The organism is Acinetobacter sp. CAU_H_56 (genome assembly GCF_058599425.1).
Window position 1 is genome coordinate 730,494 of the sequence record NZ_CM178654.1, and the last position, 12,241, is coordinate 742,734.

General features: G+C 43.7%; 10 protein-coding genes. 6 read left to right on the top strand and 4 right to left on the bottom strand.

The window, feature by feature from the left end:
* Positions 1 to 16: 16 nt before the first annotated feature.
* A complete protein-coding gene (locus tag AC4MCC_RS03580) occupies positions 17 to 1,144 on the bottom strand; it encodes an efflux RND transporter periplasmic adaptor subunit (RefSeq protein ID WP_491880200.1) in 1,128 nt (375 codons plus the stop codon).
* A gap of 51 nt (positions 1,145 to 1,195) precedes the next feature.
* Complete coding sequence (locus AC4MCC_RS03585) at positions 1,196 to 1,840, bottom strand: hypothetical protein (protein WP_180014553.1); 645 nt, start codon at positions 1,838 to 1,840, stop codon at positions 1,196 to 1,198.
* A gap of 283 nt (positions 1,841 to 2,123) precedes the next feature.
* On the opposite strand from AC4MCC_RS03585, the gene pilG reads away from it, so the two are divergent.
* The 6 genes from pilG (at position 2,124) to AC4MCC_RS03615 (ending at position 10,704) form a co-directional block, all read left to right on the top strand.
* Positions 2,124 to 2,507: a twitching motility response regulator PilG gene (pilG, locus tag AC4MCC_RS03590; RefSeq protein WP_004784987.1), complete on the top strand. Its 384-nt coding sequence runs from the start codon at positions 2,124 to 2,126 to the stop codon at positions 2,505 to 2,507.
* A gap of 26 nt (positions 2,508 to 2,533) precedes the next feature.
* Positions 2,534 to 2,902, top strand: coding sequence for a response regulator (locus tag AC4MCC_RS03595; RefSeq protein ID WP_004784985.1), 369 nt, complete (start codon positions 2,534 to 2,536; stop codon positions 2,900 to 2,902).
* Positions 2,903 to 2,907: 5 nt separating this feature from the next.
* Positions 2,908 to 3,444, top strand: coding sequence for a chemotaxis protein CheW (locus tag AC4MCC_RS03600; RefSeq protein WP_159123371.1), 537 nt, complete (start codon positions 2,908 to 2,910; stop codon positions 3,442 to 3,444).
* Positions 3,445 to 3,490: 46 nt separating this feature from the next.
* Complete coding sequence (locus tag AC4MCC_RS03605) at positions 3,491 to 5,560, top strand: methyl-accepting chemotaxis protein (RefSeq protein WP_180052329.1); 2,070 nt, start codon at positions 3,491 to 3,493, stop codon at positions 5,558 to 5,560.
* 167 nt (positions 5,561 to 5,727) lie between these two features.
* Complete coding sequence (locus AC4MCC_RS03610) at positions 5,728 to 10,245, top strand: hybrid sensor histidine kinase/response regulator (protein ID WP_491885696.1); 4,518 nt, start codon at positions 5,728 to 5,730, stop codon at positions 10,243 to 10,245.
* Positions 10,246 to 10,704 carry a hypothetical protein gene (locus AC4MCC_RS03615; protein WP_005236995.1) on the top strand — a complete coding sequence of 153 codons (459 nt, stop codon included), beginning with the start codon at positions 10,246 to 10,248 and terminating at the stop codon, positions 10,702 to 10,704.
* A 60-nt stretch (positions 10,705 to 10,764) separates the two neighbouring features.
* Here AC4MCC_RS03615 and dapE read toward each other — a convergent pair whose 3' ends face one another.
* Together dapE and AC4MCC_RS03625 are read right to left on the bottom strand one after the other, a co-directional pair.
* The gene (gene dapE, locus AC4MCC_RS03620; RefSeq protein ID WP_419364568.1) at positions 10,765 to 11,901 is read right to left on the bottom strand and encodes a succinyl-diaminopimelate desuccinylase; all 1,137 of its coding nucleotides are present in this window, start codon (positions 11,899 to 11,901) and stop codon (positions 10,765 to 10,767) included.
* Positions 11,902 to 12,024: 123 nt separating this feature from the next.
* A complete protein-coding gene (locus AC4MCC_RS03625) occupies positions 12,025 to 12,174 on the bottom strand; it encodes an entericidin A/B family lipoprotein (protein WP_004784975.1) in 150 nt (49 codons plus the stop codon).
* Positions 12,175 to 12,241 lie beyond the last annotated feature (67 nt).

A 12,241-nucleotide genomic window follows, 5' to 3' on the forward strand; every position in this document is an offset into this window, starting at 1 on the left:
TAATGATCCTGTCTGATTAGTTGGAACGCAGCGTCACTGGCTTGTTGAGATCTGCCTTGGTAAATGGAATGCGACTGACCTGATCACCTGTCTCCAGACCCTGGATCACTGCCGTATTCTGGTTATAGCGCTGTTCCAGAACCTGAACATTCACTTTAATAATTTTGTTCTGGCGAATAACCCAGACATAAGGTTTATTCTGGATATCCTGAATGGTATCGAGGGGAATGATCTGACCAGAAACTTGTTGAGAACTCAGAATATTGCCTTCAACAAAAGAGCCAATACTTAAAGAGGGAATACTTTCATTCGGTCTGGCGAAGAATTCAATCTGGCGACTGGCTTGATCAGCAATTGGAGACACTCGGCTAATAGCAGCGGTAAATGTGTTTGGATTGCCCTGAATCTGGTATTCAATTTTGCTGCCTAAGCGTAGGCTGGACTGCATTTCGCTCGGGACACGGGCCTGAATTTCCAGTTGGTTTGGATTTACGATTTCAAACAGGGTTTGTCCGATCGCCACGGTTTGGCCGGGCTCAACCTGACGCTGGGTGATCACGCCACTAATCGGGCTGGTGATAATGCCATCACGATCGGCTTTTACGGCAATATCGACATTGGCTTGCTGTGCACGGACATTTTCAACCTGGGCCTGATAGTCAACCTGACTTTGCTCATATTCAACTTTAGAGATAAAGCCTTGGTCGAGCAGACGCTTTTTGCGCTGCATCATGTTGCGCGCCTGATTGGCCTGTGCCTGGGTAGATGCCAGATTGGCACGGGCCTGAGCCAGACGTGCGGCATTATCCTGATTATTTAAGCGAATCAGTACCTGACCTTTAGATACATTGTCACCTACCTGAGCATTAACGCTGGTGGCAGTGGCAGAAACCTGTGCCTGAATACTGCTTTGGTTGACTGCGCGAATAGTACCGGTAAATGCGGATTTCTGGACTGAAGTACCTGTTTTTAAGGCAACCAGATCCTGAGGAATCAGTTCAATTGTTTCTGGACTTTCGGCTTGCGGTGTAGATTCATTTTTATTGCAGCCGCTTAGAAAAAGACTTAAGCAAAGTGCACTCATCATCAATACAGAGCGCGAAGAAGGGGTCTTTGAAATATGAAAATGCTGTGCAAATGGCATATTAATCCTTTTCACTTGTGGTCGTTTAAAGCAACAACAAGTTATTTGTGTTTATTCAAGTGCTTTTAAACGGGCAATAATTCTGTCGTATTCCGCTTCCATATTTCGATAGCGAGTTTGTAAAGATTGAATATTTTCTTTTTGAGAAATCAGGTTTTTCTGGTTGTTTTCAAGGTTGGCTTTTAAAGATGCCGGGGGATTATTACCTTTACGTAAATATTCACGTTCTTGGCGTACAAACATGACCCGGTCTTGCTGCAACTGTTTCATCTGCTCTTGCTGAAAGGCAATCTGTTTTTTAAGTTGGCTCAGACTTTCATTCTTTTTTTGTAGAGCAACATGGCTATTGGTGTAGGCACGTTTCAGTTTTTGATCTTCTGCGATGCGCTGGGCTTGCTGGGCACGTTGCGGCGCCTGTTTAATATCTTTATCGACATTATAAGGACGTGCACGTTTAATGACCTGCATATTCTGGTCAAGTGCCTCATAGCCATAGCGGATATGGTTGGGGGTAACGTTAGTGCTGATATTGGCCACGCCTTTATTATCATAATAGCGGTACCAGGTGGCTTTTGGTGGCTGGTTAGTTGAGGCATAAGAAATGGTGACCTGAAGAAAAAGTGTCACTGCAAATATGAATCGGCCAGTCATTTTATTTTTATCAATGAAAGCAAGTTTTTCTGAAAACTGACTCATCATTGGCTCCCCAATTGAAAGTTGACTAAATTACTTATTTTAAAGTAATAATAATGCTATATTAGACTCAAATTCACGAATTAAAAACTACCATCAGTCAAAAAAAAAGCAATGACAAAATAAAAATGTGAAATGGTTAATGAAAATCCGCCATTTATGCACACTTGTGTAGAAAATGTTCATTGATAATACAAGTAGATTTGTGTTAAAAATGTTTATCGATCGTAATAAAATAATCCTATGAGCCTTATGGCACATCGTTTCTAAAATGGGAAGGGTCAAAATGGACGATAAATTCCAAAATCTAAAAGTTATGGTCATTGATGACTCAAAGACCATTCGTCGTACAGCAGAAACTCTTCTACAGCGCGAAGGATATGAAGTTGTGACTGCGGTAGATGGTTTTGAAGCTTTGTCAAAAATCGCAGAAGCCAATCCAGACATCGTATTTGTAGACATCATGATGCCTCGTCTAGATGGTTATCAAACTTGTGCGTTGATTAAAAATTCTCAAAATTATCAGAATATTCCTGTGATTATGCTTTCGAGTAAAGATGGCTTATTTGATCAGGCCAAAGGTCGTGTTGTTGGTTCGGACGAATACTTGACTAAACCTTTCAGTAAAGATGAATTGCTTAACGCAATCCGTAACCATATTAGTGCTTAATAATTGATTTTTTTAGGGGAATTGGCATGGCGCGTATCTTAATCGTAGATGACTCACCGACAGAAACATTCCGTTTTAGAGAGATTCTTTCTAAACACGGCTTTGAGGTGATTGAAGCATCCAATGGTGCAGATGGGGTAACCATGGCTCAGGCTGAGTTGCCAGATCTGGTATTGATGGATGTGGTCATGCCAGGCGTGAATGGCTTCCAGGCAACACGTCAAATTGCACGTGGTGCAACCACCAAGCATATTCCGATTGTAATTGTAAGTACCAAAGATCAGGCCACTGACCGCGTTTGGGGTAAACGTCAGGGTGCCGCAGATTATCTTACAAAACCGGTAGATGAAAAACAGTTGATTGAAGTGATTAAGCACCACCTCAACGCAGGATAAGCTCTATGGCAGCAAATGGATTTATCGAATTGCTTCGCATTGCGAAACGGGGAAATAAAAACTACGTTTCTAATGAAAATGAAGTCAACCGATGGTCAGGCATTGCTTTTGAGATGATGGGGCAATATTTTGTTGCTCCGCTGGGGGAAGTATCCGAAGTGATCTATCCTCCAAAATATACGCCAGTTCCTAATACTCAGTCATGGGTGTTAGGATTGGCCAATATTCGGGGAAGGTTATTATCAGTTTCTGATTTGACTCAATATGTATCAGGACAAAGTAGCCAGTTTTCACCGACTCAAAAAGTATTATGTATTCACCATAATGACCAATATGTCGGTTTGGTCGTTGATCAAGTTTTGGGTATACAACATTTTAATAAGAAAAGTTTTTTTTCTAAAACAACTGAATTGGATAATAACTTACAAGAATACTGTCAGGGATTTTTCCACCAGCATAACCAGCAATGGCATGTGTTCTTATTCAGTCGTCTGTTGCAAAATCCAAAATTTATGAACGCATCTATAAAATTTATAAATTAAACGTCGCGCACGAAAGTAATAAAGACGTAAATCGGGGAGAGGCTGCATGGGCTTTAAACTTAAAAAGAAAAATACAGGTGAAGGTAGCCGCAAAAGTGGCAATACTTTTTTATCCAAGATTCAATCACAAACAGATCAGTTGTCACGTGTATTTGGTGATAGTGAAAAGTCTAAACCGTTTATTTATGGTGCAGCCGGCTGTCTGTTAGCGGCAACCATCACTTTATTGTATCTTTTCTACAGTGTGCCACGTGCCAACCAGCTGACACAAAGTCTAGGTGATTTACGTCTGCTTTCACAAACTATTTCTCGACAGGCGACTGAAGCAACGGCTTCTGGTACACCTGAGGCGATGAAAAACCTGACAGATTCTCAAAAAGCTTTTGCGGAAAACCTTGAGACTGTAAAAAATATTCACTCCAATAATGAAGCGCTGCAAGCAGTAGATAAACAGTGGACAGAAGTGTCTTCTAGTATTGACCTGATTGCATCGCAACAAAAAATCATTAACCAGTTATATGACACCAACATCGCAATTGGTGAAGCGATCCCGGGGATTCAGGCCGAATATAACTTGATGGTCGACCAGATGGCGCGTCAAGACATGCCGTCTAACCAGGTGGTCATTGCGAAAAACCAGGTATTCATTGCGGAACGTATTTTACGTTCGATCAGCTTGGTATTGACTGGTAACGACGGTTCACGTGAATCAGCGGATGACTTCAGTGCCGATACCGAAACTTTCGGTTCATACTTAAATGCACAGTTAAACGGTTCTGCTGAACTGGGTGTACAACGTATTACTGATCCAAACCTGCGCGAGTCTCTGGAAGGCATCAAAGCGGAATATGATGATGTACTTGAATCAGCATCTGCGACAATCCTGAAAAACTCTGCGCAAATCGTAAAAGTACGTCAGGCATCTGCGTCAATTTTCTCGCAATCGGATGTCCTGCTCGATAACCTGAACAAACTGTCTGGTAACTCTGGTCTGAAAACAATCGTTCCAGCGGTACTGTTAATTCTGTTATTGATCGGCTTCCTACTGTGTGTATTCCGCCTGTTAACCCTACGTGGTGCATCGGATAAACAGCGTGTAACCCGTCTTCAAGAAGAATATGACCGTAACCAGAATGCGATTTTACGTTTACTGGACGAGATTGCCGACCTTGCGGATGGTGACTTGCGTTCATATGCAACAGTATCGGAAGACTTTACCGGTGCGATCGCCGACTCGATTAACTTCGCGATCGACCAGTTACGTGACTTGGTATCTCGTATTACTGAAACTTCTCAGGAAGTTGCGCAATATACAGCGACAACTCAAAGCATTACCAACCAGTTAGCAGAAGCATCTGAACATCAGGCGCAAGAAATTGCCGGTGCATCTGCTGCGATTAACGAAATGGCGATGTCAATTGACCAGGTATCTGCCAACGCGGAAGAATCTGCAGTCGTTGCGGAACGTTCAGTACAAATTGCTGCGAATGGTGCAGACGTTGTACACCGTTCAATTGAAGGTATGGATACGATTCGTGAACAGATCCAGGAAACTTCTAAACGTATTAAACGTCTGGGTGAATCTTCACAAGAAATTGGTAACATCGTAGCCCTGATTAACGATATTGCCGACCAAACCAACATCCTGGCATTGAACGCAGCGATTCAGGCGTCGATGGCGGGTGAAGCTGGTCGTGGTTTCGCCGTGGTAGCGGATGAGGTCCAGCGTCTTGCGGAACGTTCTGCATCTGCAACCAAACAGATTGAAGGCCTGGTAAAAACCATTCAAACGGATACCAACGAAGCCGTAATTTCAATGGAACAAACCACAGCCGAGGTTGTACGTGGTGCGAACCTGTCTAAAGATGCCGGTGTGGCACTGGATGAGATTCAGACCGTATCGAATAACCTGGCAAAACTGATTGCGAATATTTCCGATGCTGCGAAACTTCAGTCTGCATCTGCGGGTCATATTGCGACCACGATGAATGTCGTACAGGAAATTACTTCACAAACTACGAGTGCAACCTTCGATACAGCACGTTCGGTATCTGAATTGGCGAACATGGCCGATGCATTACGTGAATCTGTATCTGACTTTAAACTACCAGAATAAAGTCAGAAAGTATGAGGGGAGTGTGCCTTAACCCAGGTTGAGGCACATTCAGAAATACAGATAAAGCCTCGACAAGATGGACCTGACTATTAAGGTTAGGTCTCGCGTGACGGTCACAATTAAGTTTGAGCGCCCTTCTTGGCGGCACAACGTAAGAAGCATTAGCTATGAAAGAAATATTAAAAAATTTAGTTGAAACGACAACGCTTCCTGAAGACAGTTATCTTGATCAAGATGCAGAAATTCTTGAAATTTTTGTCGAGGAAATCGAAGAGATTTTCGTTGAGTTAAATGCTTTATTTCCAGAATGGTTGAGTGATCCGGCTCATCAGGAAAACCTGAAAACCATTCGCCGCCATTTTCATACCCTGAAAGGTTCAGGCCGTATGGTGGGGGCTAAATCTGCGGGTGAAATTGCATGGACAGTGGAAGATACCTTAAACCGGGTACTTTCGGGTTCAATCCAGTTAACGCCTACGATTCAACAGTATGCCAAAGCTGTACTGAATATTTACCAGTTTACTTTATATCCAAAATTCAAACAGGTGCAGGAACTCGATGTCGACCTTCGCCCAGTCGTGCTTTTAGGTCAGCAATTACAACAACAAATGACACCTGAACCGGCTTTAGAAGAACTCTTGCAACTGGCAGACAGTCTGACTGCCGAAGGTCAGATCACAGGTCTTGAGCTAGGTGATCCGGCTGAAGACCAAGATACAACTGCAGCAATAGAAATAAGTACAACAGAACTTGAACTTGAAAAAGCCGAAACTGAAGATGCTGCACGCAGTGATGTAGAAGAAACCGTAGCCATCTTTATCGAGGAAGCGGAAGAGCATCTCGAAACGATTGCCAAGTTCCTACGTAGCGAAAATGAAAAAGTGCAGGATTATAATGCATTGATTCGTGCTATTCATACTTTGCGCGGCAGTTCGTCCATGGCACAGATCGAAGAAATCTTCGAGGCCAGCTCTAAAGTAGAACATCTGTTTAAAACGCTGCTTCAGGATGAAATTGCCTCTACTTCAAAAGAAACTGCTGTACTGATTCAGTATGCTGAATTCGTCAGTGACTATCTGCATTTATTGCGTCAGAGCGATAACAGCAAACTGGCAGCAGTGTATGCGACTTTTGAGCGTGTCTGGAATGATTATGGCTTTGCAGCCACTGAAACGGAAACAGTTGAAACCCAAGGTCTGGTGACTAAGCTGGTTGAACTGGAGATTGACCTGTTGCTGGATGCCGAATTTGAATTCGATAAACGGGCTAAAGTCGATTATCCGGAATATATTCAGGCTTTAAGCGAGCAGGCTGCCGAGCTGCTTGCACATACAGATAACCGTGCCGCACTGGGCATTCATGAGTTTACGACAGATTTAAAATCTGCCTATGATGCTTTGCTGGAAAAACCGGTACTGCTGAACAGCGATTATGCCTATGAGCTGTTTGCCCAGGCACATCAGGAATTCATTCATTTATTCGATACCCTGGCAGCAGGTCAACGTGTCATTTTAAATGATGATACGCAAAAAACCTTGAGTGAACTGGCTGCATTTGTACAGCAGGATCTGGAGATCTTTGCCGAAGACAATGTCCCTGCTGAACAAGTATCAGAAGAAATTTCTATTCCTGAAGCTGCAACTACAGCCAGCATTGACTTTGCTGCTTTAAGCCAGCGTATTGCCTCTGACCGCCAATACATCGACAGCGCAGAAACTCAGCGTGATTTCGATGAAGATTTGTTAAATATCTTCCTGGAAGAAGCGGATGAATTACTGGTGGGTATTGATGAAGATCTGAATACCTGGAGTAAAAAGCAGGATGATACGACTTCACTGAATAACCTGATGCGTCATTTGCACACCTTGAAGGGTGGTGCAAACATGATTACCGCTTCTCATATCGGTTCAATTTCGCACGAACTGGAAAGCATTTATGAGCGAATCATCCGTCAGCAGATTGCAGTAACGCCTGCTCTGATTCAAATTATTCGTCTGGTACAAGATAACGTTTCTGACCGTATCCAGTCGATCCGTGATGAAGGTATCGATTATCCAGCGGTTGAAGCAATTTCGATTCTGCAAAATATTCAGGCCTTGGTGGCTGGTCAAGCTGTTGCAGCTCCAGTAGAAACATCGATTCCTGTTGTCGAATTTGAATATGCAGAAGCTACTGCTGATTCCGAACAAACAGTGGATGAAGCATCGGAAGAGATTGCATCAGAAAATACAGATTCAGATCTAGAACTGGCTCTAGGCTTAGAAGATGAACAAGTTGAGCTTACTGAAACAGAAACTTTAACTGAGCCAGTTGAAGTTGTAGCAGAAGAACGCTCTGAAGAAGATGAACTGAAGTCGATTGTTGAAGAAACCTTCCTGGAAGAGTCAGAAGAGATTCTCGACAATACTGAAAAACTGCTGAACCAATGGTTCGATCAGCGTAGTGACCGTAGCTTATTGCTTCAATTACAACGTGCTGCCCACAGTATCAAGGGGGGTGCGCGCATGGTTGAAAACGAACAGGTGGCCAGCATTGCGTATGAACTAGAAACCACATTTGAACAGTTTGCGGTATATCACTTTAACTCGAATGCTTATGATGGACTGCTGCAAAAAACACTGGCCTGGTTAAGACAAGCCATCTTCCAACGTGACTATAGCAATTTTGAACAGATCCAAAGCAGCCTGAAAAAGATTGCCTATGTGGATGTTACTGCGCAGCTGCCGGAACGTCTGGCTAAAACAGAAACACTGGTCACTGAAAATAGCTTCGAATTTGTCGAAGGTGATGGTACTGAGCCACCACGTATGATGGGTGAGTGGGTTGATACCGGTAATACCGATACCAGTCACGAGATGATCCGTATTTCTGCTGATCTGGTTGAGAAGATGATCGACCTGTCAGGCGAGAATGCGATTAACCGTTCGCGTATCGAGATGGATTTGGGCCAGTTGGGTAATACTCTGAACGAGATGGAACTGGCAATCAAGCGTCTGGCGGATCAGTTGCGCCGAATGGAAGGCGAGCTGGAATCTCAAATTATTGCCAAACACGGTTCAGAAAACTCGCGTTATGCAGACTTTGACCCGCTGGAAATGGACCAATATTCGTCACTGAACCAGTTGTCCAAGTCGCTTGCGGAATCTGCTTCGGACTTGGTTGACTTCAAGAGCACCTTATCCGACAAGATTCGTGAAACTGAAGGTTTGTTATTGCAACAATCACGGATTCAGGCCGAGATTCAGGAAAGCCTGATGCGTACCCGTCTGGTACCGTTTGACCGGATGTTGCCACGTTTACAACGTATCGTACGTCAGACTTCTACGACCTTGAACCGTCCAGCCGAACTGATTGTTCAGAATAGTGAAGGTGAATTAGACCGTAATATTCTGGAGCGTCTGGTAACGCCATTCGAACATATGCTGCGTAATGCGATTGACCATGGTCTAGAAGATACGGCAGATCGTATTGCCTTAAACAAACCAGAAGTTGGTTCAATCCTGTTAAATATCAGCCGTCAGGGTACAGATGTCATCGTCTCATTTAGTGATGATGGTAAAGGTATCGATGCTGAGAAGATTCGTGAGAAAGCACTGAGCCAAGGCCTGATCAAAGAAGATCAGACGCTGGATTCGGAAGAGCTATTGCAATTTATTTTCCACCCAGGCTTTAGTACTGCTAAATCTGTAACCCAGATTTCAGGTCGTGGTGTCGGGTTGGATGTAGTGCAAAGCGAGATCAAGTCGCTGGGCGGTCACGTATCTGTCAGCTCTGAAGTTGGCAAAGGCACAACCTTTACCATTCGCGTACCGACGACTGTAGCAGTTAGCGATGCCTTGATGGTAAAAGTGGGTGATCAGCAATATGCCGTTTCTCTGGCGCAAATTGACCGTATTGTACGTATTGCACCATCTACTCTGGAAACTTACTTCAACAGTAAAGACGATTTCTTCAAGATTGATGGCGTTAATTACAAATTGCGTTACCTGTCTGAGTTCGTATCGAATCAGCCAATTCCACGTCTGAATAATGTGGCGCATTCACTGCCAGTATTGCTGATTAAAGGGAATAGTGGTCAAACCATTGCCTTGTTAGTTGATCAACTCGTCGGTTCACGTGCACAAATCGTGGTGAAACCAATCGGCCACCAGTTCGCCAATATTGGTGTAGTGACCGGTGCGACGATTCTTGGTGATGGTCAGGTCTGTCTGATCCTGGATGGTCAGAATATTGCCCGTCAGATCCATGGTACACAACGTATCAAACACATGCAGGATCAACGTGATGGTTCACGTTCTGGCAGTGCTCGCCGTCTGGTAATGATCGTGGATGACTCGGTGACTGTACGTAAGGTGACCTCGCGTCTACTTGAGCGTCAGGGCTATGATATTGTCACCGCCAAAGATGGTGTCGATGCGATTGAGCAGCTTGAAAATGTCCGTCCGGATCTGATGCTGCTGGATATTGAAATGCCACGAATGGATGGTTTCGAGGTCACGAACCTGGTCCGTCACCACGATATTCACCGTGACCTGCCAATCATCATGATTACTTCGCGTACGGGTGAGAAACACCGTGAACGTGCCTTCAGTTTGGGCGTAACCCACTATATGGGTAAACCGTTCCAGGAAGCTGAATTACTGGCGAACATTCAACAATTAATTGCTGAAAAACAGGGGTCATAAATGAGTCAGAATACGACTAATGCCAAAATGGCTGATCAGATTAGCCAGCAGGAACTTCAGCATTTAATTACGGTATCTACCGGATTTATTGATGCTTATATCATTGACTGTCACGGCAAAGATCCAATGCTGTTACCACAAAATATTGTCCTGTCTGCACTGGATAGTGATACCCAGGTTAAAGTGGTTGAATGGCATGATGCGCAATTACCGGTTTATGCAGTAAATGATCCTGCACGTAAAAGTGGTGTGGCGCTGGTGATTGAAGGAGATGAGGTGCATCAGCGTTTTGCCCTCATGTGCAATGAAATGCCTAAAACCATTCGTCTGCGTATTTCTGAAGTGGTTGATGCCGATCAGCAAGTGACTGACCCCGCAGTATTCCAGTATGTGCGTATGGGGGATCAGTTATTTCACATCCCGCAAATGGGCCATATCCAGTCTTCAATTGGCTTGTAATTTATTATAAAGCACATAAAAAAAGGAACTCATAAGAGTTCCTTTTTTTATATCTGGTGATTAATTGGCTAACAGGTTCACTAGAATCTGCTCATAAATTTCAGCCAAAGGTTCAAGATCCGCGATATCGACATGCTCATTAATCTGATGGATTGTGGCATTCAGTACACCGAGTTCCAGCACCTGTGCACCGGTAGGCGCAATAAAACGACCATCTGAGGTGCCGCCTGAAGTTGATAATTCAGTTTCAGTACCAGTCACAGTTAAAATGGCATCTTTAGCGGCATTCACCAGCTCACCTACTGGTGTCAGGAATGGCAGGCCAGATAAAGTCCATGAAATATCATAGTCCACACCATGACGATCCAGAATTTCAAGCATACGTGCTTTTAGTTCTTCAGCAGTCACTTCAGTTGAATAACGCCAGTTGCAGAGCAGGTTCATCGTACCTGGAACAACGTTGGTTGCACCGGTGCCGGCATTGATATTTGAGATCTGGAAAGACGTCGCAGGGAAGTATTCATTGCCATTATCCCAGACTGTTTCGCACAGTTCCGCAATGGCTTTAGATGCTGTATGAATTGGATTCACTGCTAAGTGCGGATAAGCTACATGCCCCTGTTTGCCTTTTACAGTTAAGTTGGCATTTAAAGAGCCGCGACGACCGTTTTTGACAATATCACCTAGTTTGTTGGTACTTGATGGTTCACCTACCAGACACCAGGTAATTTTCTCATTACGCGCTTCCAGAGTTTCAATCACTTTTACCGTACCATTGATCGATGGACCTTCTTCATCTGAAGTAATTAGATAGGCGATTGAACCTTTGTGATTTGGATATTTTTCGACAAAACGTTCAGTGGCTACAATCATTGCAGCCAAGGCGGTTTTCATGTCAGCGCTACCACGGCCATATAGCTTGCCATCACGAATTTCTGGAGCAAAAGGATCAGAGTTCCAAGCATCCAGATTGCCGGTCGGTACAACATCGGTATGGCCAGCAAAACAGAAAACAGGGCCTTCAGTACCTTTACGCGCCCAAATATTATCAACATCTTCAAAGCGCATTGATTCAATATTGAAACCCACCTCTTTCAAACGTTCTGCCATGATATTCTGGCAGTCATGATCAATAGGGGTCACAGAAGGCTGACGTAATAATTGCAGGCTTAAATCAAGAGTCGCGGAAGATGTCATATGGTGAATTCATAAGTCGATAAATTTGTCGGCTCTATGATAGGCGAATATGGCCTGTAATGTGAATGTTCCGCATAAAAAAACCCTATCTGAGATAGGGTTTGTGGAGAAGCTAGAAAGAGTTTAGTTTTGACGGATTTCTTCAGAAGTTTTTTCTGCAGTGCCTGTTACAGCTTCGCCTGCTTTAGAAACGTCTTTACCCACACCTTTGACAGTGTTACAGCCAGTTAAAACAAAAGCCATTACCAATGAAGCAGCAAGAATTTTTTTCATCATCATCTCCGTATTATCGATAATAAAATTATTATGATGTGGAACTAAGATTAGAAAATATACGACA